Below are 24,330 nucleotides of genomic sequence, written 5' to 3'. Positions count from 1 at the left end.
ATGCTCGCTAAAAGCGCGGTATTTGTGAGCTTCTTTTGGCCTGAAAGCGTCGATTCCGTTAACATAGTCGGCTTTTTCAAGGCGGGAGTCAGGCAGCATGGCGCAGCAGTATCAACCGGGGCAACGCTGGATCAGTGACAGCGAAGCGGAGTTGGGTTTAGGCACCGTTCTGGCACAGGACGGCCGCTTGTTGACCGTGCTCTACCCGGCCACTGGCGACACCCGCCAGTATGCGCTACGGAATGCGCCCCTGACCCGCGTGAGGTTCTCGCCGGGCGACACCATCACCCACTTCGAAGGTTGGAAGATGACCGTGCGGGAAGTCGACGATGTCGACGGCTTGCTGGTCTATCACGGCCTCAACGCGCAGAACGAAGCCGTCACGCTGCCGGAAACCCAGCTGTCGAACTTCATCCAGTTCCGCCTGGCCAGCGACCGCCTGTTCGCCGGGCAGATCGACCCGTTGGCCTGGTTCTCGCTGCGCTACCACACCCTGGAACACACCAGCCGCCAGTTGCAATCCTCGCTCTGGGGCCTGGGCGGCGTGCGCGCGCAACCGATCGCCCACCAGTTGCATATCGCCCGGGAAGTCGCCGACCGCATCGCGCCACGGGTCTTGCTGGCCGACGAAGTGGGCCTGGGCAAGACCATCGAAGCCGGCCTGGTGATCCATCGCCAGCTGCTCTCGGGCCGCGCCAACCGCGTACTGATCCTGGTGCCGGAGAACCTGCAGCACCAATGGCTGGTGGAAATGCGCCGGCGCTTCAACCTGCAGGTCGCGCTGTTCGACGCCGAACGTTTTATCGAAAGCGATGCCAGCAACCCGTTCGAAGACACCCAGTTGGCCCTGGTGGCCCTGGAGTGGCTGGTGGAAGACGAGAAGGCCCAGGATGCGCTGTTCGCCGCCGGCTGGGACCTGCTGGTGGTCGACGAAGCCCACCACCTGGTCTGGCACGAAGACCAGGTCAGCCCGCAATACGCCCTGGTCGAACAACTGGCCGAAACCATTCCCGGCGTCCTGCTGCTGACCGCGACCCCGGAACAACTGGGCCAGGACAGCCACTTCGCCCGTCTGCGCCTGCTTGACCCGAACCGTTTCCACGACCTCAAGGCCTTCCGCGCCGAGAGCGAGAACTATCGCCCGGTGGCCGAAGCCGTCCAGGAACTGCTGGATAAAGGTCGCCTGTCGCCTGCCGCGCACAAGACCATCCAGGGTTTCCTCGGTGATGAAGGTGAAGCCTTGCTGACCGCGGTCAACGACGGCGACGCCGAAGCCAGCGCGCGCCTGGTGCGTGAGCTGCTCGACCGCCACGGCACCGGCCGCGTGCTGTTCCGCAACACCCGCGCCGCCGTGCAGGGTTTCCCGGAGCGCAAGCTGCACGCCTACCCGCTGCCATGCCCGGACGAATACCTCGAACTGCCCCTGGGCGAACACGCCGAGCTGTACCCGGAAGTCAGCTTCCAGGCCCAGCCGGACACCGACGACGAAGCTCGCTGGTGGCGCTTCGACCCGCGTGTCGAGTGGCTGATCGACCAGCTGAAAATGCTCAAGCGCACCAAGGTCCTGGTGATCTGCGCCCATGCCGAAACCGCCATGGACCTGGAAGACGCCCTGCGCGTTCGCTCCGGGATTCCGGCCACGGTGTTCCACGAAGGCATGAATATCCTCGAACGTGACCGCGCCGCCGCCTACTTCGCCGACGAAGAGTTCGGTGCCCAGGTGCTGATCTGCTCGGAAATCGGCAGCGAAGGCCGCAACTTCCAGTTCTCCCACCACCTGGTGCTGTTCGACCTGCCGTCCCACCCGGACCTGCTGGAGCAGCGCATCGGCCGTCTCGACCGGATCGGCCAGAAGCATGTGATCGAACTGCATGTGCCGTACCTGCAGACCAGCCCGCAAGAGCGCCTGTTCCAGTGGTACCACGAAGCGCTGAACGCCTTCCTCAACACCTGCCCGACCGGCAACGCCTTGCAGCACCAGTTCGGCCCGCGCCTGCTGCCGCTGCTGGAAAACGCCGACGACGGCCAGTGGCAGGCGCTGATCGACGAAGCCCGTGGCGAGCGTGAGCGCCTGGAAGCCGAGTTGCACACCGGTCGCGACCGCCTGCTGGAACTCAACTCCGGTGGCGCCGGCGAAGGTGACGCGCTGGTCGAGGCGATCCATGAGCAGGACGACCAGTTCGCCCTGCCTATCTATATGGAAACCCTGTTCGACGCCTTCGGCATCGACAGCGAAGACCATTCGGAAAACGCCCTGATCCTCAAGCCGAGCGAGAAGATGCTCGACGCCAGCTTCCCCCTGGGCGACGACGAAGGCGTGACCATCACCTACGACCGCAACCAGGCGCTGTCGCGCGAAGACATGCAGTTCATCACCTGGGAACACCCGATGGTGCAGGGCGGCATGGACCTGGTGCTGTCCGGTTCGATGGGCAACACCGCCGTGGCGCTGATCAAGAACAAGGCGCTCAAGCCCGGTACCGTGTTGCTGGAGCTGCTCTATGTCAGTGAAGTGGTCGCGCCGCGCTCGCTGCAACTGGGCCGCTACCTGCCGCCGGCGGCATTGCGCTGCCTGCTGGATGCCAATGGCAACGACCTGTCGACACGGGTGGCCTTCGAAACCCTGAACGACCAGCTGGAAAGCGTGCCACGGGCCAGCGCCAACAAGTTCATCCAGGCCCAGCGCGACAGCCTGACGCCGAAGATCAACGCCGGTGAAGCCAAGATCGCACCACGTCACGCCGAGCGTGTGGCCGAGGCCCAGCGACGCCTGGCGGCGGATACCGATGAAGAGCTGGCACGCCTGACCGCGTTGCAGGCGGTCAACCCGAGCGTGCGAGACAGTGAGCTGGTGGCCTTGCGTCAGCAACGTGAGCAAGGTCTGGCCATGCTGGAAAAAGCCGCGCTGCGCCTGGAAGCGATTCGGGTGTTGGTGGCGGGCTGATAACTACCTGACGGTCCTGCATCGTTAGAACTGACGTCTTCGCGGGCAAGCCCTGCTCCTACAGTGCTGTGTCGTACACACCATCAGTGAACGACAATGTACTGTAGGAGCAGGGCTTGCCCGCGAAGAGGCCCTTGAACCTTGCGAGGATCTGGCGTCAGGCGGTAACCGGCGCCACAGCCGGCGCATCCGCCACCATCCCCTCGCGCATACGCTGCGCATCCTTGCTGAAACACCGCGCCGCCTGGAACAGGAACGCCAGCGTCAGCAACAAGGCGCCCGGGATCAAATACATCGCGTCATGCAGCCCGACCGCCTTGAACGCCTCGCTCATCTGCTCGGCCCCCGCCGCCAGCATCGCCGCATGGGCGAAATGATCGGACAGCAAACCCACCACCACCGGCCCCAAACCACCGCCCAACAGATACAAACCGGCAAAGTAGACGGCCATCGCCGTCGCCCGCAGCCGTGGCTCGACCACGTCCTGAATCGCCGTATAAACACAGGTGTAGAAGTTATAGGCAAACAGCCAACCGACGCTGAACACCGCCACGAACACGCCGATCTCGATCCGCCCGGCATGCAGCGCCCAGCCGGTGGTCAACGTCGAGATCACCAGGCTTACCGCTGCGAACAACAGCCGACCATTGGCAACACGCTGGTGCAGCTTGTCCGCGACCCAACCGCCCAGCGTCAAGCCAACCAAGCCGGTGACCCCGACAATAAAGCCGGTCGCCACCGCGGCTTCCTGCAAGGGCATGAGGAAATAGCGCTGCAGCATCGGCACCAGAAACGAGTTGCAGGCGTAGGTGGCAAAGTTGAAGGTCAGCCCCGCCAGCACCAGCCAGAGAAACGTCGGGATCGCCATCAGGCGACGCACAGGACGGTCGACCTTCTCCTGGGAGACCTTCACCGTTTCCGCCGCACCGCGCTTCGGTTCCTTGATCAAAAACATGAACCCCGCCAGCAGCAACCCCGGCACCGCCGCGATAAAGAACGGTGCGCGCCAGCTGTCGAAGGCCTTGACCATGGCCCCGGTGGTGAAGAACGCCAGCACCAGCCCCAGCGGCAAGCCGAGCATGAAGATGCCCATGGCCCGCGCCCGGCGGTGCGCCGGGAACAGATCGCCGATCAGCGAATTGGCGGCGGGCGCATAAGCGGCCTCGCCGATGCCGACACCCATGCGCACCAGCAGGAAGGTCGCGAAGCTGCCCACCAGGCCGTTCGCCGCCGTCAGCCCACTCCAGACCGCCAGGCCCCAGCCCATCAGCTTGCTGCGCGAACCGTTGTCGGCCATCCGCCCCAGGGGCAGGCCGGCAATGGCATAGACAATGGTAAATGCGGTGCCGATGATGCCGATCTGGAAGTCGCTCAGATGCCACTCCATGCGGATCGGCTCGATGATGATCGCCGGCAGGGTACGGTCGTAGAAGTTGAAGAGGTTGGCGAGGAACAGCAGGAACAGAATGCGCCAGGCATTCGCCGCTTGGGTCGAGTTCTGCATGGGGTCCGTCTCTTTTATTGTTATAGGGGCCAGCCCGCCAGACGCGTTGAGCCCGGAGCCCTCAATCTAGTGAGCGGCGCCGGGACTGTCTGCCACCATTCGTGGCGCTGATACCCGGCAATGCCCCGCGCGCCCTGCCCTATCGCCTGATTGCCGCAGCCCCGGAGGTCGGCAAAGGTTATGCAAAAAAATACCTTTCAAAGCCCGGGCCGAAGCCTAGAATAGCCCTCGATTGACTCCCCCCACCTTCTCCGTGACCTTCCATGCCCGACGCCAATCCGTGTCTGAATTGTGGTGCCTGCTGTGCGTATTTCCGCGTGTCCTTCTATTGGGGTGAATGCGCCTCGGCCGGCGGCCTGGTGCCCGACGAACTGGTCACCCAGGTCGGCGTCAACCACGTGGCCATGCTCGGTACCGAACGCAGTGCCCCACGCTGCACCGCCCTTGAAGGCAAGGTCGGCGAGCAGGTCAGTTGCTCGATCTATCATCAACGTTCAAGCACCTGCCGGGAATTCGAGGCCTCATGGGTCGACGGCGTGCACAACGAGTACTGCGACAAAGCCCGCGCGGCGGCCGGACTGCCACCGCTGGAGCCGGAACAGGCCGGTTTTTTAGTACCCATCGCTATTTAGGTCATTTCCAAATCATTGGTGTCGCTCTGCCATGCCCCCTTGCAGCCTGAGGTGAGCCTCTATACTCCACCGCACTGGTCGGTGCTGAGTCACCGGTAGTCCAAGGCGTCAAGTAGGGCATGCTATGGAATGGCTGGGCTTGCATTTTGTTAACGAGCTTCCCGAAACCGGGCAGCTGCTGCTCAATTGCAGCCACAATCCGTTGTTGGTGCTGCTGGCTTATCTGGTCGCTTGTGCCGCCTCTTTTGCCATGCTGGATATGGCCGAGCGCGTCGGTCATGTGGAAAAACCGTCACAACAGCGGATCTGGCGCTGGGTCGGTGCCTGTTGCCTGGCCGGTGGCATCTGGGCCATGCACTTCATCAGCATGCTGGCATTCCAAGCGCCCATCGACATTCAATACGACCTGTCGATCACCCTCTCCTCCCTGCTGATCGCCCTGCTGGCCTCCTTCCTGGCCATGCACACCCTGGGGCATCCCGAGCTGCGCACCTCACAGTACGTGCGCGCCGCGCTGTTCATGGGATTGGGCATCGCAGCCATGCACTACGTCGGCATGTCGGCGTTGCAATCGAGTGCGGTGCAGTACTACAACCCCGGCCTGGTCGGTCTTTCTGTCCTGGTGGCCATCGGCACCAGTCTCGCGGCCCTGGTCTTGTCACGGCGCTTTCGCACCGGCAGCGGGATCTTTCACCAACTGCTCAAATACACCGCCAGCCTGGTGATGGGCGCCGGCATCTTCAGCACCCACTTCATCGGGATGTGGTCGTTGCACCTGATGCTGCCGGCAGGCAGCGCCTTGCCCGCACTGGCGGACAACCATCACCAGCAATTGGGCATGACCATCGCCCTGATCACCCTGCTGATCATCGGCAGCAGCATCAGCGCGGCCCTGGCGGACAAGAAGCTGCAGAGCAAGGAACATGACCTGCGACGGGTCAACGCCCTGCTCAGCCAGCTCGACCAGGCGCGCCTGTCACTGGCGCAAGTGGCCCACTACGACGCCCTGACCAACCTGATCAACCGCCGCGGTTTCAACCAGATCTTCGCCGAACGGCTGATGGAGCGCAGCACCAACGGCGGCATGCTGGCGGTGATGTTCCTCGATATCGACCACTTCAAGCGGATCAACGACAGCCTCGGCCACGATGCCGGCGACGAACTGCTCAAGGTCATCGCCGGACATATCAAGAGCGCGACCCGCAGTCACGACGATGTGGTGGCACGCTTTGGCGGCGACGAGTTCTGCATCCTCATCGGCCTGCACAACCGCGAAGAAGCCCGGCACATGGCCCAGCGCATCATGCTGAAAATGAAGGAGCCCATCGAGCTGGCCGGGCGACGCATGGTCATGACCACCAGCATCGGCATCAGCGTGTTTCCCGATGACGGCAAATCCTGTGAGGAACTGCTGAAAAACGCCGACCTGGCGCTGTACCAATCCAAGGGCGCGGGGCGCAACAGCCTGCACTTCTTCAGCTCCAACCTGAAAACCCGCGCCACCCTGGAGCTGCAACTCGAGGAGGAACTGCGCCAAGCCCTGCGCGACGGCAGCGGCCTGGCGCTGCACTACCAACCGATCTACGACCTCAAGAACGGCCAGGTCGCCAAACTCGAAGCCCTGGTGCGCTGGCAACACCCCCAGCACGGACTGCTCTCGCCCGACCGGTTCATCGGCATCGCCGAAGCCAACGGGATGATCGCCGAACTCGACGGTTGGGTCATGCGCAAAGCCTGCGAGGACCTGGCCTGGCTCTCCGAGCGCGGCTGCGACGAACTGAAGATCGCGGTGAACTGCTCGGCCCTGAACCTGGCACGGGAAGAACTGGCCGATGAAATCGAAAATATCCTGTGTGCCGCCGGCATGCCCCCCCAGCGCCTGGAACTGGAAGTCACCGAGAACGCCCTGATGGGCAATATTTCCAGCACCCTGCAACTGTTGCGGCAGATCCGCAGCCTCGGCGTGTCACTGTCCATCGATGATTTTGGCACCGGCTACTCATCCCTGGCCTACCTCAAGCGCCTGCCCCTCAACACCCTGAAAATTGATCGCTCGTTCATCCTCGATGTGCCCAAATCGACCCAGGACATGGAAATCGTCCAGGCGATCATCGTCATGGCCCACACCCTGCACTTGCAAGTGGTCACCGAAGGCGTCGAAACCCAACAGCAGTACGAGTTCCTCGCGCAGTACGACTGCGACTTTATCCAGGGCTACCTGCTCAGCCGACCGGTTCCGCTCGAGGAGTTGTTGCCGGTGCTGCGCCAACTCAACCTGCGCCGGCAACTCCCCAGCACCGCGTTCAATCCGCTGATAGTACAAAATTCATAAAAAGTTCCACGCCAATTAAAGAACGCCAATTTTTGGCCGATCCATCGGTACTACAAGCAAGGATTCCCCCTAGGGGAGCCTAGGGATAAACCCTATCGCTCAGGCCAATATCGCGAGGTACAGTCGCGATCTCTCACTCCGTGATGGCGCGTTGATACCCCTTCGACCGCCGAACCAGACCAGGCAAATGGCGCACAATGACCTCTAAAAATACTCCAGCCAACGCAGTATCCGATCTGATAGCGCCCACGGTCGCGGAAAAACCCTACAAGGCCTATTCAACTCCCCGTCCGCTGTCGACTCAGCAATACCTGTACTTCACCGAAACCAACACCGACCGCATCCTCGACAACCTCGACGGCCTGCGCGACATGGTGTTCCCCCGTTCGCCCCATACCGAAGGTGAAAGCGAGGCGCGCCGCGAGCAGGAATTCCCATCGGTATGCCTGATCGGCCTGGGTCGCTGCGGTTCGAACATTGCCCTGGATGTCGCGGAACTGGTGTACAACGCCCGCAAGTTCTACCTCAACGAGTTCAACAACGAAGACAAGGTCAGCGACAAGGGCTACCGCCCGGCGCAATGGATCCGCAACAACCTGCGCCTGGTACAGAACAAATCCGCCAAACCGGTGTTCCTGGTGGAGCCGCTGGTGATGCTCGGCGACCTGGACAAGGACATCGCCGGGCGTATCCGTTTCTCGCGCAAGGGCGAGAAAAGCGGTTTTATCCGCGACTACAGCAAGATGAAGATCATGGACCTGTCGGAAGTCCATGCCGGTGGTGCGGGCAACGCGCCGATCCTCGGCCAGTACCTGGCCAAGATCATCCTGAACAAGGACACCCAGCGCTTCTCCAGCCCCGACTGGAAGATGATCCACTCGTACCTGATCGACTCCTGCGGCATCAAGGCCAACCAGTCACGTCTGTACTTTTCGATCTTCAGCGCCGGCGGCGGTACCGGTTCAGGCATGGCCTCGGAATTCGGCCTGGCCCAGCAATACTCCTACATGAACAAGACCTTCGACACCAAGCCGGCCGACGAGCACGACAGCAAGAGCGGCCACTCCTTCGTGTTCGAACCGATCTTCACCAGCGGCATCTGCGTACTGCCGAATATTTCCGACCACCGCAGTGAAATGTCCGAAGCACTGCACATCAACGCCGGTCGCCTGCTCTGCAAGTACCTGTCCGAAGAGTGGGACTTCTCGTACAACTTCGACAATGACGACAGCAGCGAAGCCAGCGTCATGGGCCGTATTCGCCCATGGAACGCGATGATGCTGATCTCCAACGACATCATGCGTTATGCCGAAGAAAGCGATGACGGCAACATCCAGAACATTGATGTCAATGCCATGGAGAAACACGCCAACCAGTACATCTCCCAGCAGATCTTCAACATCCTGACCGCCCAGGCGGTAACCACTGACTACGACCAGAACTATTTCCGGCGTGCCGGCATCGACATCGGCGAGACCATTCGCCTGGATGCCAACGACCTGTTTATGAGCCTGGCCGGCCCGGTGGCGATTGCCTACGCCGAATCCGTGGTACCGGAACAGCCGGCGCCCACCGGCGACAAGTTCAAAGTGTTCGAGAAAGAACCCCAGCGGCTGAATATCGACGACCTGTTCTTCCGTTCCATCGACCTGCCGCACTTCAACAAAGTGACCCAGGCGATCGAAGGCATCAGCCTGCTACCGATCGAGTCCAAGCGCTATCGCGCGGCCCTCGACCAGTACAAGACCTCGGGCTACGACGCCGCGGCGCTGCACGACCTGCACTTCTTCAAGAACTGCTCGTCGGTGGTCTCGATCGTCTCCCTGCCCAAGGACTACAAACTGTCCTATATGGACCTGAACCGGCTCAAGACCCACCTCAACAGCCTGTTCCCCAACACCACGCTCAAGCGCTACGCCCTGGTGATCGGTGCCTCGGCGAACCTGTCGCTGACCACCCTGATCGCCAAGAGCCCGTGCCTGTCGGACGACTTCCTGACCCTGATCGTGGCTTTTATCAAGCGTTGCTTCGCACGTAACCCGTACCGTTTCGACGATACGCTGGACAACTCGATGCTGGACTTCATCACCCGCGATGAGTTCGACGAAGACAGCCTCGACGAATTGCTCAACGAGTTCGAAAACCCGGCGAAAATCCTCGATACCAACTGGTACGCGATCAAGCCGATGTACGAGAAGAAGTACCGCGAGCTGATCAACGACAAGGAAAAGTTCGTCTCGATCAACGATATCCGCCTGTCCCGCGACTGCGTGAAGAAGGCCATCAAGTACCTGCGCGAGATCTACCGTCACCGCATCGGCAAGACCAAGGTCATTTCGCTGAACAACCACACCGGCAAGACCGAGTACTAGAAAAGCTCCCACGAGCCGCAAGCCATTGGCTGGCGACTCGTGGGGTGCATCTGTCTCTGTGCATTTTCTCCACGGGCAAACTGCCATTACTGCGCAACGCAGTTACTGACCTACACACCGGCAAGCTATAAACGCACAAGGGTTATGCACTATTAGTGGGCGCTGAATTATTTTGTTGCTCTTTCCTGGATCATCACCCAGGGCGAAACCACCACCGCCCACAACTCCGGATCGCGTTCGAAAAGATCCAGCGCCCGCGACTCAGACACCTTGGCGAGATCCCCGCTCGCCAGCCATGCGGCGACTTTCCCAGCCTGGTTCTCGGCCACGGCCTCGGCGGCGGCGATCAGATCCAGTGCCGGCTCGACCCACAATAGGGCACCCCGGGCAAAGAACGGTTGCAGCTCTTCCCAGCGAATAGATGCAGTTTCACCAAGCAGCTTGGCATAGAGGGTGCTAGGTTCTTGAATCATGGGGTTCCACCTGAGAAAAAATCGGCGCAATCATAACGTCGAGGCTCGCTTGGAAACACCCAGATGAAACTGAAGGGGTGATCGAGGGGATGGAAGGCGCCAGGGATTGCAGCTGAAAGCTAGCAACATCCAGACAAAAATCTGCATGACAATCTGCCGCCATTCTGTCTCTTTCTTTCACTTAAGCGACATATCTCGATTTTGCCTCCGGCTGCCCGCTATCCAATCGATGAGGGCGCACACTAAACTGTATCGGTACAGTTGCCGGGGCAAGAACCGGGATATCGGCGTTAAATCTGACCCGGTCCCACAGCTCCGGCCGTAGGACTCTAAAAACTACAACAGCAAGAGTGGAGCACTAATGACTAAGCAGATTTCCAAACTGTTCGCCGCTATGGTTCTGGCCGGGGTTGCCAGCCATTCTTTCGCTGCAGACACCATCAAGATCGGCATTGCCGGCCCGAAAACCGGCCCTGTGACCCAATATGGCGACATGCAGTTCATGGGCGCGAAAATGGCCATCGAACAGATCAACGCCAAGGGCGGCGTCGACGGCAAGATGCTCGAAGCCAAGGAATACGACGATGCGTGCGACCCTAAACAGGCCGTAGCCGTGGCCAACAAAGTGGTCAACGACGGCGTCAAATTCGTAGTCGGTCACCTCTGCTCCAGCTCTACCCAACCGGCTTCGGATATCTACGAAGACGAAGGCGTGATCATGATCACTCCGGCTGCCACCAGCCCGGAAATCACCGCTCGCGGCTACAAGATGGTGTTCCGTACCATCGGCCTGGACAGCGCCCAGGGCCCTGCCGCCGGTAACTACATCGCCGATCACGTCAAACCGAAAATCGTTGCTGTCCTGCACGACAAACAGCAATACGGTGAAGGCATCGCCACCGCGGTCAAGCAGACCCTCGAGAAGAAAGGCGTGAAGGTTGCCGTCTTCGAAGGCCTGAACGCCGGCGACAAGGACTTCTCCTCGATCATCCAGAAACTCAAGCAAGCCAACGTCGACTTCGTCTACTACGGCGGCTACCACCCGGAACTGGGCCTGATCCTGCGTCAGTCCAAGGAAAAAGGCCTGAACGCCAAGTTCATGGGTCCGGAAGGCGTCGGCAACGACTCCATCTCGCAAATTGCCCAGGACGCTTCCGAAGGCCTGCTGGTGACCCTGCCGAAGTCCTTCGACCAGGATCCGGCCAACAAGGCCCTGGTAGATGCGTTTGCGGCCAAGAAAGAAGACCCGACCGGCCCATTCGTATTCCCGGCCTACTCGGCTGTGGAAGTCATCGCCGAAGGCATCAAGGCCGCTAAGAGCGAAGACACCGCCAAGGTGGCAGCCGCCATCCACGCCGGTACCTTCAAGACTCCGACTGGCGACCTCAGCTTCGACGCGAAGGGCGACCTGAAGGACTTCAAGTTCGTGGTCTACCAATGGCACTTCGGCAAACCGAAAACCGAAGCATCCCCTCAGTAAGCCAGGCCTGACCGGTCAAGAAGCCCACTGTGCAAGCAGTGGGCTTTGTTTTACGAGGTTTATGGGCCCGACACCCGCGATCCGGGAGCTGGCTCACCTGAAAATCTTAAAACCGTCACCAGCGGTTCGCTGGCAAACGCTCGTGCCGACGTGGCCACAGACCACGGCACCGGGCCGGAACATGACTCCACCAGTGAAATGCGTATCGGGTTTTTAGGAGCGCTGTAATGCCTGAGATCTATCACTTCTTCCAACAGCTGGTTAATGGCCTGACCATTGGCAGCACCTATGCCTTGATTGCCATTGGCTACACAATGGTTTACGGCATTATTGGAATGATCAACTTCGCCCATGGCGAGGTGTACATGATTGGTTCCTACGTGGCCTTCATTGCCCTTGCCGGGCTGGCCATGCTGGGTATCCACTCACTGCCGCTGTTGATGACCGCCGCGTTTATCGCGTCGATCGTCGTGACCAGTGCCTATGGCTACAGTATCGAGCGCGTTGCCTATCGCCCCTTGCGTGGCAGCAACCGCCTGATACCACTGATTTCCGCCATCGGCATGTCGATTTTCCTGCAGAACACCGTACTGCTGTCCCAGGACTCCAAGGACAAGTCCATCCCCAACCTGATCCCGGGGAGCTTCTCCTTCGGTCCAGGCGGCGCAGAGGAAGTGCTGATTTCCTACATGCAGATCCTGGTATTCGTCGTCACCCTGGTGGCCATGACCGGACTGACGCTGTTCATCTCCCGTTCACGCCTGGGCCGCGCCTGCCGCGCTTGCGCCGAAGACATCAAGATGGCCAACCTGCTGGGTATCAACACCAACAACATCATCGCCCTGACCTTCGTCATCGGCGCCGCCCTCGCGGCGGTAGCGGCCGTGCTGCTGAGCATGCAATACGGCGTGATCAACCCCAACGCGGGCTTCCTCGTGGGCCTGAAAGCCTTTACCGCGGCAGTCCTGGGCGGCATCGGCAGTATTCCGGGCGCCATGCTCGGCGGGCTGGTGCTGGGGGTGGCCGAAGCCTTTGGCGCCGACATCTTCGGCGACCAGTACAAAGACGTAGTGGCATTCGGTCTTTTGGTTCTGGTGCTGTTGTTCCGGCCGACCGGCATCCTGGGCCGTCCGGAGGTTGAGAAAGTATGACTAAATATCTCAAATCGGCGCTGTTCAGCGCCTTGCTGGTGTGGGCAGTAGCGTTCCCAGTACTCGGGCTCAAGCTGAGTATCGTCGGGATCAACCTCGAAGTGGAGGGCTCGGGTCCCGTCACCCTGGGCATCATCGCCCTGTGCTCGATCCTGATGTTCCTGCGGGTGCTCTTCAGCCAGCAGTTCAGTGCAATGTTCAAGTCGAACCGTGGTCCGCTGGTTTCGCCCAAGGTCGGTCAGTTCCTGACCCTGCCGCGCACCCAGCGCTGGATCATCATCGGCCTGATCGTGACCGCGTTGATCTGGCCGTTCTTCGGCTCGCGCGGCGCGGTCGACATCGCCACCCTGATCCTGATCTACGTGCTACTGGGCCTGGGTCTGAACATCGTGGTCGGCCTGGCCGGCCTGCTCGACCTGGGTTATGTCGGCTTCTACGCGGTAGGCGCCTACACCTACGCACTGCTGTCGCACTACTTCGGCTGGAGCTTCTGGATCTGCCTGCCGCTCGCCGGCCTGATGTCGGCCACTTTCGGCTTCCTGCTGGGCTTCCCGGTCTTGCGCTTGCGCGGTGACTACCTGGCCATCGTAACCCTGGGCTTCGGGGAAATCATCCGGCTGTTCCTGCGTAACCTCACCGACCTCACCGGCGGCCCCAACGGCATCAGCAACATTCCCAAGCCGACCTTCTTCGGGCTGTCGTTCGAACGTAGCGCCGCAGAGGGCGCGCGGACCTTCCACGAATTCTTCGGGTTGGCCTACAACCCGGTGAACAAGGTGGTGTTCCTGTACCTGGTGGCCCTGTTGCTGGCCTTGCTGGCGTTGTTCGTGATCAATCGCCTGCTGCGCATGCCCATCGGCCGCGCCTGGGAAGCCCTGCGCGAAGACGAAATCGCCTGCCGTGCATTGGGCCTGAATCCGACCGTGATCAAGCTCTCGGCCTTCACCCTGGGCGCCTGCTTCGCCGGTTTCGCTGGCAGCTTCTTCGCCGCGCGCCAAGGCCTGGTGACGCCGGAGTCGTTCACCTTCATCGAGTCGGCGATCATTCTCGCCATCGTCGTGCTGGGTGGCATGGGCTCGCAACTGGGGGTGATCCTTGCCGCCGTGGTGATGATCCTGCTGCCGGAGCTGATGCGTGACTTCAGCGAATACCGCATGTTGATGTTCGGCGCCCTGATGGTGTTGATGATGATCTGGCGTCCACAAGGTCTGCTGCCCATGCAACGTCCTCACATGGAGCTGCGTAAATGAGCCGTGAGATCCTGAAAGTAACCGACCTGAGCATGCGCTTCGGTGGTCTCCTGGCAGTCAATGGCGTGGCCCTGACCGTCCAGGAAAAACAAGTGGTGGCCTTGATCGGCCCGAACGGCGCCGGCAAGACCACGGTGTTCAACTGCCTGACCGGGTTCTACAAGCCGAGTGCCGGCAGCATCCTGCTCGACGGCCAGCCGATCCAGGGCCTGGCCGGCCATGAGATTGCCCGCAAGGGCGTGGTACGGACCTTCCAGAACGTGCGTCTGTTCAAGGACATGACCGCAGTGGAAAACCTGCTGATCGCCCAGCACCGGCACCTGAACACCAACTTCCTCGCCGGCCTGTTCAAGACCCCATCGTTCCGCAAGAGCGAACGCGAAGCCATGGAATACGCCGAGTACTGGCTGGACAAGGTCAACCTGACCGAGTTCGCCAACCGCCCGGCGGGCACCCTGGCCTATGGTCAGCAACGTCGCCTGGAAATCGCCCGCTGCATGATGACCCGCCCGCGGATCCTCATGCTCGACGAACCCGCGGCCGGCCTGAACCCGCGGGAAACCGACGACCTCAAGGCGCTGATCAGTGTGCTGCGCGAGGAACACAACGTCACGGTGCTGCTGATCGAGCACGACATGAAGCTGGTCATGAGCATTTCCGACCATATCGTCGTGATCAACCAGGGCACACCGTTGGCCGACGGCACGCCACAACAGATCCGCGACAATCCCGACGTGATCAAAGCCTACCTGGGGGAAGCGTAAATGCTGCAATTCGAAAACGTTTCCACCTTCTACGGCAAGATCCAGGCCCTGCACAGTGTCAACGTGGAGGTTCGCCAGGGTGAAATCGTCACCCTGATCGGTGCCAACGGCGCGGGCAAATCGACGCTGCTGATGACCCTGTGCGGTTCACCGCAGGCCCATAGCGGCAGTATCCGCTACCTGGGCGAAGAGCTGGTGGGGCAGGAATCTTCGCAGATCATGCGCAAAAGCATCGCGGTGGTGCCGGAAGGCCGTCGCGTGTTCTCCCGCCTGACCGTGGAAGAAAACCTCTCCATGGGCGGCTTTTTCACCGACAAGGGCGATTATCAGGAGCAGATGGACAAAGTCCTGGGACTGTTCCCACGTCTCAAGGAACGTTTCAACCAGCGCGGCGGCACCATGTCCGGCGGTGAACAGCAGATGCTCGCCATTGGCCGGGCGCTGATGAGCAAGCCGAAACTGTTGCTGCTGGACGAACCGTCCCTGGGTCTGGCGCCGATCATCATCCAGCAGATCTTCGATATCATCGAACAGCTGCGCAAGGACGGTGTGACGGTGTTCCTGGTGGAACAGAACGCCAACCAGGCACTGAAAATCGCCGACCGTGCCTATGTGCTGGAAAACGGCCGGGTGGTGATGGAAGGCAGCGGCAACGACCTGCTGACCGATCCTAAGGTGCGTGAAGCGTATCTGGGCGGTTGATGCCCCGGCGAAACCCGCAAAGCCCCGATTTATCGGGGCTTTTCTTTGACCGGCGAAACATCGGGAAAGTCTGCCGGGTACCGCCGCGAAAAATAATCGATTATTTTTGCCGCTGGCTGTAACAACCACTAGCCTCGAGGCTCAAGTAAAGCAAGAAAGCAATGAAACCCAACCTACCCCTGCTTTCATCATTGAAGACACATCGGAGATCGACCATGAGCACTTCCACTACCCGCACCCTGTCCGCCGCCACCCTCGCCCTGGCTCTCGGTTCTGCCCTGAGCATGGCGGCATTGCCGATGAGTGCCCACGCCGCCGACGGCGTGGAAAAATGCTTCGGTGTGGCCATGGCAGGCAAGAACGATTGCGCCGCAGGTGCCGGTACCACCTGCGCCGGCACTTCGACCAAAGACTTCCAGGCCAACTCCTGGAAGTCCGTGCCAAAAGGTACCTGCTTGAGCACGAAAAGCGATACCTCGCCCACCGGCAAGGGTCAGCTGGAAGCCTTCACCCCCAAGGCCTGATCAACCAGAGCCTTGCCACCCGTCAGCCTGAGCGCCGAAGATGCCCATGTCACTGCAACCCATCCCTCTTCACCGCGCTCAGGCCCTCGGGCCCGGGCTCCCGCCCCGTGCCGGGCTGGGGCTCAAGACCGAACATTTTCAGACGGTACTCGAAACGCGCCCCGATCTCGGTTTCTTCGAGGTCCACGCCGAAAACTACATGGGCGCCGGCGGGCCGTTTCATCATTACCTGGGTTTGATCCGCGAACAGTATCCGCTGTCGTTGCACGGCGTCGGTTTGTCCATTGGTGCCGAAGGCCCGTTGGACCGCGAGCACCTGAAGCGCCTGGCAACACTGATCGAGCGCTATCAACCCCAATCCTTTTCCGAACACCTGGCCTGGTCGACCCACGGCCCGGTGTTTCTCAACGACTTGCTGCCGCTGGCCTACGACCACGCCACCTTGCAGCGGGTCTGCGAGCATGTCGACCAGGTGCAAAGCACCTTGAAACGTCCGATGTTGCTGGAGAACCCGGCGACTTACCTGCAATTCCAGCGCTCGACCCTGGACGAAGCGGACTTCATCAGCGAAATCATCCGCCGCACCGGTTGTGGGCTGCTGCTGGACGTGAACAACGTCTACGTCTCCAGTATCAACCACCAGCGCGATCCGCTTGCCTACATTGAGGCCCTGCCGCTGCACGCCGTGGGAGAAATCCATCTGGCCGGCTTTGCCGAAGATGCCGATAGCCTCGGTGACCGTCTGCTGATCGACGATCACGGCGCCCCCATCGACCAGGCGGTCTGGGCCCTTTATCAACAGGTGCTGGCGAAGATCGGGCCGATGGCGACCCTGATCGAACGCGACAACCGGCTCCCCGCCTTCGCCGTGCTCCTGGCCGAAGCCGGGCAGGCCGAGGAATTGCTGAAACAGGCCGAGGTGAGAACATGAGCGACCAGGCCAGCTTCAGCGCCGCGCTGCTCGACCCGCAGTTGCCTTGCCCACCCGGCCTGTGCAGCCGCAACGGGGCCGACCCGGCCAGTCGTTTCGCGGTGTATCGCAACAATGTCCAGAGTTCGCTGATCAACGCCCTGGCGGACAGCTACCCGGTGGTCATGGCCCTGGTCGGCGAGGAGTTCTTCCGTGCCATGGCCGGCCTTTATATCCAGCACTTCCCGCCCACCAGCCCGATCCTCAACGACTACGGCCAGGACTTCGACAGTTTCATCCAGGGCTTCGCCCCGGCGGCGAGCGTGCCTTACCTGGCCGACGTGGCCCGCCTTGAGCGCTTGCGGATCAACGCCTATCACGCCGCCGATGCAACGCCCCTGAGTCCGGAACAGATTGGCGTTTACCTCGCCGATCCCGAGGCCCTCAATCGCCTGCAGGTTCACCTGCACCCCAGCGTCGCCGTGCTGAATTCGCCCCATGCGGTCGTGTCGTTATGGGAGGCCCATCAAGGCGAAGGCCATCTGGAACAGCTCGACCCGACGCAAGCCGAAGCCGCACTGGTCCTGCGCCTGAACTGGCGGGTCGAGGTGTTCAAGATCGATATCGGCACCCTGGTATTTATCCAGAGCCTGCAAAACAACTGTCCGCTGGAGTTGGCCCTTGCCTACGCTTATGACGCCAGCACTGCGTTCGATCCGAGCCATGCCCTTGCCCTGTTGATTCGCTACAGCGCCATCATCCACCTGCACCCAGAACAAAAGGCCCGCCCATGAACACTTACACTGAATCGCAGAACCCCATCGCGCGCCTGATCGGGCGAATCATCCAGCTGTTCGAGATGATCCCCTACAGCCTGATTGCCTTTGTCGCACGCTTCTCCATCGCAGCCGTGTTCTGGAAGTCCGGACAGACCAAGGTCGAGGGCTTTGCCGTGGACCTGATCTCCGGCACATTCGATATCGGCCTGCCGCGCCTGGCCGACTCCACCATCCCGCTGTTCGCCAGCGAGTACAAGGTGCCGTTGCTGTCGCCGGAAGTGGCCGCCCACCTGTCGGCCTTTGGTGAACACTTTTTCCCGGTGCTGATCCTGCTGGGGTTCGCCACGCGCTTTTCGGCATTGGCGCTGTTCGGCATGACCTTGACCATCCAGCTGTTCGTCTACCCGAATGCCTACCCGACCCATGGCACCTGGATGGCTATCCTGCTGCTGTTGATGGCCAAGGGACCGGGTGTGTTCTCCATCGATCACTTGATCGCCAAGCGTTATCGCTGAAGCCGCTCCAAGGCCTCGCCGCTACGCTTGAACCAGCCGATCAGATAGTCGGCCAACACCTGCGTACGGCGCGGCAGGCCGCCCTGGTAAGGGTGCACCAGATATAGCGGCATATCGCGGGTACGGTAGTCGCGCAACAGCCAGCGCAGACGGCCATCAGCCAGTTCCGCGGGCAGGACGTAGGACGGCAGGCGGGCGATACCGGCGCCCACCAGTGCCGCTTTCTTCAGCAAGTTGTAGTGATTGCTGGCAAAGGGGCCACCCACCCGCACCCGTAGCAGCTCATGCTGCCGGTGGTATTGCCACTCCTCGCGGCCACTGTAGTGGCTATTGAGCAGACAACGGTGATTGGCCAGCTCCTGGGGCGTCTGCGGCTCGCCGTAACGTTCCAGATAGGCCGGGCTGGCACAGGTCAGTTCGTTCATCACCAGCAATGGCCGAGCCACCAGGCGTTCGTCGTTGCCGACTTCGGTGCGAATCGCCAGATCGAAGCCCTCGCGGGCCAGATCGCGGAAACCGTTGTTCAGGTCCAGCTCGATCTGGACATCGGGATAATCCCGGGAAAACTCCAGCAACAAGCCATCAAAAAAGGTTTCCCCCAGGGACACCGGCACGGTCATGCGCACGGGACCGGCGATATCGTCCTTGAGCCGGGCCAGGGCCTGATGCGCCCGCTCCACTTGCACCACCAGCGCCTGGGCCTGGGGCAACAAGGCCGCACCGGCGGCGGTGAGGCTCAGGCGCCGCGTCGTGCGGTGCAACAACACCACCGAGAACTGCGCCTCCAACTGGCTGATGCGCTTGGACAATTGCCCCTTGCTGCAGCCCAGTTGCTGGGCGGCCAGGGTAAAGCTGCCGGCCTCGACCAACACTGCGAACGCCGCCAGATCATCCATCTCGCTCACTGGATTGTTTCCAAAAGAAAACCAAAGGTTGCCTATTAGCGCGCTTATCAATGGAAAAATCCACTCTAGACTGAAAGCTCAATCACCCACTGGAGGAACCGCACCATGAAAATCCTATTGATTGGCGCCCATGGCACCATCGGCTCGGCCGTGGCAGAGGAACTGGGCCAGCGTCACGAGATCATCAAGATCGGCCGCAACAGCGGTGACCTGCACGTGGACATCAGCGACAGCGCGTCGATTCGCAAGCTGTTCGAGCAAACCGGCAAGTTCGACGCATTGGTCTGCGCCGCCGGTAACGTGAACTTCGTGCCGTTGGCCGAGATGAGCGAGAAGGACTTTGCGCTGGGTCTGCAGGACAAATTGATGGGCCAGGTCAACCTGGTGCTGATCGGTCGCGAGTACGCCAACGACGGCGCCTCGTTCACCCTGACCAGTGGCATTCTGAACCGCGATCCGATCCGTACCGGTGCCTCGGCCAGCCTGGTCAACGGGGCCATCGACGGCTTCGTCAAGGCCGCCGCCATCGAGTTGCCGCGCGGTCTGCGGGTGAACTCCATCAGCCCGAACGTGCTGGTGGAAGCCATGGCCAGCTATGCACCGTACTTCCGTGGATTCAAGCCGGTGCCGGCGGCAGATGTGGCCTTGGCCTACGCCAAGAGCGTGGAAGGATTGCAGACGGGTCAGACCTATCAGGTCGGTTAAGGGCCGGGGATTTTTATCGATCTCGAGGGCCTCTTCGCGGGCAAGCTCCGCTCCCACGGGTTCTCGGTCGCACACAAACTTGAGGTTCGAAGCGAATTACTGTGGGAGCGGAGCTTGCCCGCGAAGAGGCCCTTGATGTCGCCGCAAACCCCATGGCAGCCAACCTCAAGCTTGTGCAGCCTTCCTGGCCTGAGTAACGTGGCGGCACTTGCCAGGAGATCCCACGATGCGCGTTGCCCGTTCCTTGATGATTTTCGCCCTGCCGCTGTTCGCCGCCGGCTGCCAGATGCTTGCACCGGCCACCTCGCATCCCACGGCGGGCCTGAGCCGGATGCAAGGCGAACTCACCAGCGTCGATGGCAAGCTGATGTTCCAGCCCTGCCAGGAACAGCGTCGCTTTGTCGTCAGCGACAGCGGCAACACCAGCGTCCTGCAGCAGGCCGCCAGCCTGTCCGGTCCGTCTGGCAAGCTGTTCGCCGACCTGCGCGGCAAGTTTTCCTCCAGTACGACCGACGGCAGCGACGGCCAGTTGAACCTGCAACAGTACTACCGCCTGGAACGCGGCACCGCCAGTTGCGACGAGCCCAACTTCAAATTCCAGACCGTGATTGCCAGCGGCCACAGCCCGGAATGGAGCCTGAAGGTCGGCGGCAACGGCATGATACTCGAACGCGAAAACCAGCCGCCCCTGGCCCTGCCCTATCTGGAAGAACAACTGGGTGACGGGCGCTTCAGCCTGAGCAGCGAAGCCAATGCCCAGCACATCGAGCTGTGGGTCGCGCCGCAGTCCTGCGTCGACAGCAGCACCGGCAGCGTGCGCCACCTGAGCGCCGAACTGCGGGTCAACGGCCAGGTCCAGCGTGGCTGCGGCTATTTCGGCGGCGCCCGTAACGACTGATTCGACGAGCTGCTGTTTTAGCCTCACGGAATCTGGCCGTTGGGGCTTATAATCACCGGTTTGATGTAAAGCCGGCGCGCCCGCGTGGCCCGCACACTGGACCCTGTCATGTTACGAATCACCGAACTCAAGCTGCCGATCGACCATCCCGACGAAGACCTGCGCCCGGCCATCGTCCAGCGCCTGGGCATCGCCAGCGATGACCTGCTCGATTTCACCTTGTTCAAGCGCAGCTACGACGCCCGCAAGAAATCCTCCGAGCTCTGCTTCATCTACACCATCGACCTGTCGGCCCGTGGCGAAGATGCGCTGCTGAAAAAGTTCGCCGAGGACCGCAATGTCAACCCGGCCCCGGACGTCAGCTACAAGGTGGTCGGCCAGGCGCCGGCCGATCTGCAGGAGCGTCCCGTGGTCGTCGGCTTCGGCCCCTGCGGGATTTTCGCCGGGCTGCTGCTGGCGCAGATGGGCTTCAAGCCGATCATCCTCGAACGCGGCAAGGAAGTGCGCGAGCGGACCAAGGACACCTGGGGCCTGTGGCGTAAAAGCGTGCTCAACCCCGAGTCCAACGTGCAGTTCGGCGAAGGCGGCGCCGGGACCTTCTCCGACGGCAAGCTCTACAGCCAGATCAAGGACCCGAACCACCACGGCCGCAAGGTCCTGCACGAGTTCGTCAAGGCCGGCGCGCCGGAAGAAATCCTCTACGTCAGCAAACCGCATATCGGCACCTTCCGCCTCACCGGCGTGGTGGAGAACATGCGCCAGCAGATCGAAGCCCTGGGCGGCGAAGTGCGCTTCCAGCAGCGGGTCACCGATGTGCTGATCGACGACGGCCAACTGACCGGCGTGCAGCTCGACAGCGGCGAACAGATCCACTCCCGGCACGTGATCATGGCCCTGGGTCATAGCGCCCGCGACACCTTCCGCATGCTCCACGGCCGTGGCGTGTACATGGAAGCCAAGCCGTTCTCGGTGGGTTTCCGTATCGAACACCCGCAATCGCTGATCGACCGCGCGCGCCTGGGCAAATACGCCGGGCACCCGAAACTCGGTGCGGCCGACTACAAGCTGGTGCACCACGCCAAGAACGGCCGTTCGGTCTACAGCTTCTGCATGTGCCCGGGCGGCACCGTGGTGGCGGCGACCTCCGAGCCGAACCGGGTGGTCACCAACGGCATGAGCCAATACTCGCGCAACGAGCGCAATGCCAACTCCGGGATCGTCGTCGGCATCACCCCGGAAGTCGACTATCCGGGCGGCCCGCTGGCCGGTATCGAGCTGCAGGAGCGCCTGGAATCCCACGCCTTTATCCTCGGTGGCAGCAACTACGAAGCCCCGGCGCAACTGGTCGGTGACTTTATCGCCGGCAAGCCTTCCACCGCCCTGGGCAGTGTGGAACCGTCCTACAAGCCAGGCGTGGCCCTCGGCGATCTGGCCCTGGCGCTGCCGGACTTCGCCATCGAAGCCATTCGCGAAGCCTTGCCGGCGTTCGAGCGGCAGATCAAGGGCTATTCCCTGCATGACGCGGTGCTGACCGGGATCGAAACCCGTACCTCCTCGCCGCTGCGCATGACCCGTAACGAGTCGATGCAGAGCCTGAACGTCAAGGGCCTGTTCCCGGCGGGTGAAGGCGCCGGTTATGCCGGCGGGATCCTCTCGGCGGGTGTCGACGGTATCCGTATCGCCGAAGCCGTGGCCCGGGACATGCTGGGGATCGGCGCCTGAGGGCCGGACCATGGCCTATAGCGTCTCCCCCATCGGTTTCGTGCGCTCCTGCTTCAAGGAGAAGTTCGCCATCCCGCGCCAGCCACAGTTGGCGCCGGCTGCCCGCGGCGTGCTGGAGCTGGTCGCGCCGTTCGACCAGGGCGAGGCCGTGCAGGGGCTGGAGCAGGTCAGTCATGTCTGGCTGCTGTTCCTGTTCCATCAGGCCCTGGAAGACAAACCACGCTTGAAGGTGCGCCCGCCGCGCCTGGGCGGCAATCAGTCCATGGGGGTCTTCGCCACCCGGGCGACCCACCGGCCGAACGGTATCGGCCAGTCGGTGGTCAAGCTGGACCGGGTCGAAGCCCAGCGCCTGTGGATTTCCGGCATAGACCTGCTGGATGGCACGCCGATTCTCGATATCAAGCCGTACGTGCCCTACGCCGACATCATCCCTGGCGCCGTCAATGCCATCGCCAGTGCCGCGCCGGGGCTGATTCCCGTGCTCTGGACGGAGGGTGCACTGCAACAGGCCCATGACCATGCTCAGCGCCTTGAAGAGCCCCTGGTCGAACTGATCGAGCAATGCCTGGCCCAGGACCCGCGTCCGGCTTATCAGAAGCCAACCCCCGAACGGGAATACGGCGCCCAGTTCTGGGATCTGGATGTACGCTGGCATTACCCGGAAACCGGGACGATACGCGTACTGGAAGTGATCCCCGCCCGCTAGAAACGCCAGAAACACAAAAGCCCGCGCTGCCTTTCCAGGCAACACGGGCTTTTTGTTTCAACGCCGACGCTTTTTTCTGTAGGAGCAAGCTTGCTCGCGATGAACGATGACGCGGTGTACCTGAAAAACCGCGCTGCCTGCATCGCCAGCAAGCCGGCTCCTACAGATAAACCGAGGTTTATTTTTCGACGAACGCGCGCTCGATCAGGTAATCGCCCGGCTCACGCATGCGCGGCGAGACTTTCAGGCCGAAGCTGTTGAGCACTTCGCTGGTTTCGTCGAGCATGCTCGGGCTGCCGCACAGCATGGCGCGGTCGTCCTGCGGGTTGATCGGTGGCAGACCGATGTCACGGAACAGCTTGCCGCTGCGCATCAGGTCGGTCAGGCGGCCTTCGTTCTCGAACGGCTCGCGGGTCACGGTAGGGTAGTAGATCAGCTTCTCACGCAGGGCTTCGCCGAAGAACTCGTTCTGCGGCAGGTGCTCGGTGATGAACTCGCGGTAGGCCACTTCGTTGACGTAGCGCACACCATGGCACAGGATGACCTTCTCGAAACGCTCGTAGGTTTCCGGGTCCTGGATCACGCTCATAAAGGGCGCGAGGCCAGTACCGGTGCTGAGCAGGTACAGGTGCTTGCCCGGCTTGAGGTCGTCAAGCACCAGCGTACCCGTAGGTTTCTTGCTGATGATGATCTCGTCACCTTCCTTCAGGTGCTGCAACTGGGAGGTCAACGGACCGTCCGGCACCTTGATGCTGAAGAATTCGAGATGCTCTTCCCAGTTCGGGCTGGCAATGGAATAAGCACGCATCAGTGGTCGGCCGTTTGGCTGCTGCAGGCCGATCATCACGAACTGACCGTTTTCAAAGCGCAGGCCCGGATCGCGGGTGCACTTGAAGCTGAACAGGGTGTCGTTCCAGTGGTGAACACTGAGGACACGCTCGTGATTCATGTTGCTCATTTGGATGGGGCTCCTGGAAATGTGGCCTGCGCCGTCAATTAGCGCGATTGCATAGCATTCTAATGGCGGCGACAATATCTGTTAACTGAATTATCAAGATAAGG

Annotated in this window: 21 protein-coding genes; 17 read left to right on the top strand and 4 right to left on the bottom strand. The window is 61.4% G+C overall.

All coding sequences use genetic code 11. The features are described 5' to 3' along the window. The first annotated feature begins 97 nt into the window (after positions 1–97). On the top strand, positions 98–2,944 hold the full coding sequence (rapA, locus tag M5C71_RS10365; protein ID WP_103496325.1) for an RNA polymerase-associated protein RapA: 2,847 nt from the start codon (positions 98–100) through the stop codon (positions 2,942–2,944). A gap of 157 nt (positions 2,945–3,101) precedes the next feature. Here the strand turns inward: rapA and M5C71_RS10360 are convergent, their stop codons facing one another. Then, positions 3,102–4,448, bottom strand: a complete 1,347-nt coding sequence (locus M5C71_RS10360) for an MFS transporter (RefSeq protein WP_103496324.1) — start codon at positions 4,446–4,448, stop codon at positions 3,102–3,104. A gap of 263 nt (positions 4,449–4,711) precedes the next feature. Here M5C71_RS10360 and M5C71_RS10355 point away from each other — a divergent pair, with 263 nt between their 5' ends. The 3 genes from M5C71_RS10355 to M5C71_RS10345 all read left to right on the top strand — a co-directional run bounded on the left by M5C71_RS10355 (position 4,712) and on the right by M5C71_RS10345 (position 9,784). Beyond that, positions 4,712–5,080, top strand: a complete 369-nt coding sequence (locus M5C71_RS10355) for a YkgJ family cysteine cluster protein (protein WP_103496323.1) — start codon at positions 4,712–4,714, stop codon at positions 5,078–5,080. 124 nt (positions 5,081–5,204) lie between these two features. After that, entirely contained in the window at positions 5,205–7,412 is a 2,208-nt protein-coding gene (locus M5C71_RS10350; RefSeq protein ID WP_248767774.1) for an EAL domain-containing protein, read from the top strand. Positions 7,413–7,609: 197 nt separating this feature from the next. Next, positions 7,610–9,784, top strand: coding sequence for a hypothetical protein (locus M5C71_RS10345; protein WP_103496321.1), 2,175 nt, complete (start codon positions 7,610–7,612; stop codon positions 9,782–9,784). A 167-nt stretch (positions 9,785–9,951) separates the two neighbouring features. On the opposite strand, the gene M5C71_RS10340 is transcribed toward M5C71_RS10345, so the two are convergent. After that, a complete protein-coding gene (locus M5C71_RS10340) occupies positions 9,952–10,257 on the bottom strand; it encodes a DUF2288 domain-containing protein (protein WP_248767773.1) in 306 nt (101 codons plus the stop codon). A gap of 361 nt (positions 10,258–10,618) precedes the next feature. Here M5C71_RS10340 and M5C71_RS10335 point away from each other — a divergent pair, with 361 nt between their 5' ends. The 9 genes from M5C71_RS10335 (at position 10,619) to M5C71_RS10295 (ending at position 18,332) form a co-directional block, all read left to right on the top strand. Continuing rightward, entirely contained in the window at positions 10,619–11,737 is a 1,119-nt protein-coding gene (locus M5C71_RS10335; RefSeq protein WP_103496319.1) for a branched-chain amino acid ABC transporter substrate-binding protein, read from the top strand. Between the two features lie 227 nt (positions 11,738–11,964). Then, entirely contained in the window at positions 11,965–12,888 is a 924-nt protein-coding gene (gene livH / locus M5C71_RS10330; protein ID WP_103496317.1) for a high-affinity branched-chain amino acid ABC transporter permease LivH, read from the top strand. Beyond that, positions 12,885–14,138: a high-affinity branched-chain amino acid ABC transporter permease LivM gene (locus M5C71_RS10325; protein WP_248767772.1), complete on the top strand. Its 1,254-nt coding sequence runs from the start codon at positions 12,885–12,887 to the stop codon at positions 14,136–14,138. The genes livH and M5C71_RS10325 overlap by 4 nt, the downstream gene beginning before the upstream one ends. Beyond that, the gene (gene livG / locus M5C71_RS10320; RefSeq protein WP_103496315.1) at positions 14,135–14,902 is read left to right on the top strand and encodes a high-affinity branched-chain amino acid ABC transporter ATP-binding protein LivG; all 768 of its coding nucleotides are present in this window, start codon (positions 14,135–14,137) and stop codon (positions 14,900–14,902) included. Before M5C71_RS10325 ends, livG begins: the two co-directional genes overlap by 4 nt. Continuing rightward, the gene (locus M5C71_RS10315) at positions 14,903–15,604 is read left to right on the top strand and encodes an ABC transporter ATP-binding protein (RefSeq protein WP_103496314.1); all 702 of its coding nucleotides are present in this window, start codon (positions 14,903–14,905) and stop codon (positions 15,602–15,604) included. Positions 15,605–15,819: 215 nt separating this feature from the next. Beyond that, positions 15,820–16,128, top strand: a complete 309-nt coding sequence (locus M5C71_RS10310) for a DUF2282 domain-containing protein (RefSeq protein WP_248767771.1) — start codon at positions 15,820–15,822, stop codon at positions 16,126–16,128. Positions 16,129–16,174: 46 nt separating this feature from the next. Continuing rightward, positions 16,175–17,059, top strand: a complete 885-nt coding sequence (locus tag M5C71_RS10305; protein ID WP_248767770.1) for a DUF692 domain-containing protein — start codon at positions 16,175–16,177, stop codon at positions 17,057–17,059. Then, complete coding sequence (locus M5C71_RS10300; protein ID WP_248767769.1) at positions 17,056–17,832, top strand: DNA-binding domain-containing protein; 777 nt, start codon at positions 17,056–17,058, stop codon at positions 17,830–17,832. Before M5C71_RS10305 ends, M5C71_RS10300 begins: the two co-directional genes overlap by 4 nt. Continuing rightward, the gene (locus tag M5C71_RS10295; protein WP_248767768.1) at positions 17,829–18,332 is read left to right on the top strand and encodes a DoxX family protein; all 504 of its coding nucleotides are present in this window, start codon (positions 17,829–17,831) and stop codon (positions 18,330–18,332) included. The genes M5C71_RS10300 and M5C71_RS10295 overlap by 4 nt, the downstream gene beginning before the upstream one ends. On the opposite strand, the gene M5C71_RS10290 is transcribed toward M5C71_RS10295, so the two are convergent. Then, complete coding sequence (locus M5C71_RS10290) at positions 18,323–19,237, bottom strand: LysR family transcriptional regulator (RefSeq protein ID WP_103496310.1); 915 nt, start codon at positions 19,235–19,237, stop codon at positions 18,323–18,325. The two genes, M5C71_RS10295 and M5C71_RS10290, sit on opposite strands and share 10 nt — an antisense overlap. A gap of 105 nt (positions 19,238–19,342) precedes the next feature. Here M5C71_RS10290 and M5C71_RS10285 point away from each other — a divergent pair, with 105 nt between their 5' ends. The 4 genes from M5C71_RS10285 to tsaA all read left to right on the top strand — a co-directional run bounded on the left by M5C71_RS10285 (position 19,343) and on the right by tsaA (position 23,268). After that, complete coding sequence (locus M5C71_RS10285) at positions 19,343–19,942, top strand: short chain dehydrogenase (RefSeq protein ID WP_248767767.1); 600 nt, start codon at positions 19,343–19,345, stop codon at positions 19,940–19,942. Between the two features lie 226 nt (positions 19,943–20,168). Continuing rightward, positions 20,169–20,840, top strand: a complete 672-nt coding sequence (locus M5C71_RS10280) for a hypothetical protein (RefSeq protein WP_103499715.1) — start codon at positions 20,169–20,171, stop codon at positions 20,838–20,840. A 108-nt stretch (positions 20,841–20,948) separates the two neighbouring features. Next, positions 20,949–22,562 carry an NAD(P)/FAD-dependent oxidoreductase gene (locus M5C71_RS10275; protein ID WP_152737890.1) on the top strand — a complete coding sequence of 538 codons (1,614 nt, stop codon included), beginning with the start codon at positions 20,949–20,951 and terminating at the stop codon, positions 22,560–22,562. Between the two features lie 10 nt (positions 22,563–22,572). After that, on the top strand, positions 22,573–23,268 hold the full coding sequence (gene tsaA / locus M5C71_RS10270; RefSeq protein ID WP_248767766.1) for a tRNA (N6-threonylcarbamoyladenosine(37)-N6)-methyltransferase TrmO: 696 nt from the start codon (positions 22,573–22,575) through the stop codon (positions 23,266–23,268). A gap of 178 nt (positions 23,269–23,446) precedes the next feature. On the opposite strand, the gene fpr is transcribed toward tsaA, so the two are convergent. Continuing rightward, positions 23,447–24,226: a ferredoxin-NADP reductase gene (gene fpr / locus M5C71_RS10265; protein ID WP_047526369.1), complete on the bottom strand. Its 780-nt coding sequence runs from the start codon at positions 24,224–24,226 to the stop codon at positions 23,447–23,449. Positions 24,227–24,330 lie beyond the last annotated feature (104 nt).

This window comes from Pseudomonas sp. MWU12-2345, assembly GCF_023242385.1.
GTDB lineage: Bacteria > Pseudomonadota > Gammaproteobacteria > Pseudomonadales > Pseudomonadaceae > Aquipseudomonas > Aquipseudomonas gingeri_D.
This window is presented reverse-complemented; position numbering and strand designations above follow the sequence as displayed.

Excerpts from the sequence above, each read along its gene's own strand:
- M5C71_RS10355 (WP_103496323.1), top strand. The coding sequence starts at position 4,712 with ATGCCCGACGCCAATCCGTGTCTGAATTGTGGTGCCTGCTGTGCGTAT.
- M5C71_RS10340 (WP_248767773.1), bottom strand. The coding sequence starts at position 10,257 with ATGATTCAAGAACCTAGCACCCTCTATGCCAAGCTGCTTGGTGAAACT.
- M5C71_RS10285 (WP_248767767.1), top strand. The coding sequence starts at position 19,343 with ATGAAAATCCTATTGATTGGCGCCCATGGCACCATCGGCTCGGCCGTG.
- M5C71_RS10335 (WP_103496319.1), top strand. The coding sequence starts at position 10,619 with ATGACTAAGCAGATTTCCAAACTGTTCGCCGCTATGGTTCTGGCCGGG.
- M5C71_RS10345 (WP_103496321.1), top strand. The coding sequence starts at position 7,610 with ATGACCTCTAAAAATACTCCAGCCAACGCAGTATCCGATCTGATAGCG.
- M5C71_RS10280 (WP_103499715.1), top strand. The coding sequence starts at position 20,169 with ATGCGCGTTGCCCGTTCCTTGATGATTTTCGCCCTGCCGCTGTTCGCC.
- tsaA (WP_248767766.1), top strand. The coding sequence starts at position 22,573 with ATGGCCTATAGCGTCTCCCCCATCGGTTTCGTGCGCTCCTGCTTCAAG.
- M5C71_RS10315 (WP_103496314.1), top strand. The coding sequence starts at position 14,903 with ATGCTGCAATTCGAAAACGTTTCCACCTTCTACGGCAAGATCCAGGCC.
- rapA (WP_103496325.1), top strand. The coding sequence starts at position 98 with ATGGCGCAGCAGTATCAACCGGGGCAACGCTGGATCAGTGACAGCGAA.
- M5C71_RS10310 (WP_248767771.1), top strand. The coding sequence starts at position 15,820 with ATGAGCACTTCCACTACCCGCACCCTGTCCGCCGCCACCCTCGCCCTG.
- M5C71_RS10295 (WP_248767768.1), top strand. The coding sequence starts at position 17,829 with ATGAACACTTACACTGAATCGCAGAACCCCATCGCGCGCCTGATCGGG.
- livH (WP_103496317.1), top strand. The coding sequence starts at position 11,965 with ATGCCTGAGATCTATCACTTCTTCCAACAGCTGGTTAATGGCCTGACC.
- M5C71_RS10325 (WP_248767772.1), top strand. The coding sequence starts at position 12,885 with ATGACTAAATATCTCAAATCGGCGCTGTTCAGCGCCTTGCTGGTGTGG.
- M5C71_RS10350 (WP_248767774.1), top strand. The coding sequence starts at position 5,205 with ATGGAATGGCTGGGCTTGCATTTTGTTAACGAGCTTCCCGAAACCGGG.
- M5C71_RS10360 (WP_103496324.1), bottom strand. The coding sequence starts at position 4,448 with ATGCAGAACTCGACCCAAGCGGCGAATGCCTGGCGCATTCTGTTCCTG.
- fpr (WP_047526369.1), bottom strand. The coding sequence starts at position 24,226 with ATGAGCAACATGAATCACGAGCGTGTCCTCAGTGTTCACCACTGGAAC.
- M5C71_RS10305 (WP_248767770.1), top strand. The coding sequence starts at position 16,175 with ATGTCACTGCAACCCATCCCTCTTCACCGCGCTCAGGCCCTCGGGCCC.
- livG (WP_103496315.1), top strand. The coding sequence starts at position 14,135 with ATGAGCCGTGAGATCCTGAAAGTAACCGACCTGAGCATGCGCTTCGGT.
- M5C71_RS10275 (WP_152737890.1), top strand. The coding sequence starts at position 20,949 with ATGTTACGAATCACCGAACTCAAGCTGCCGATCGACCATCCCGACGAA.
- M5C71_RS10300 (WP_248767769.1), top strand. The coding sequence starts at position 17,056 with ATGAGCGACCAGGCCAGCTTCAGCGCCGCGCTGCTCGACCCGCAGTTG.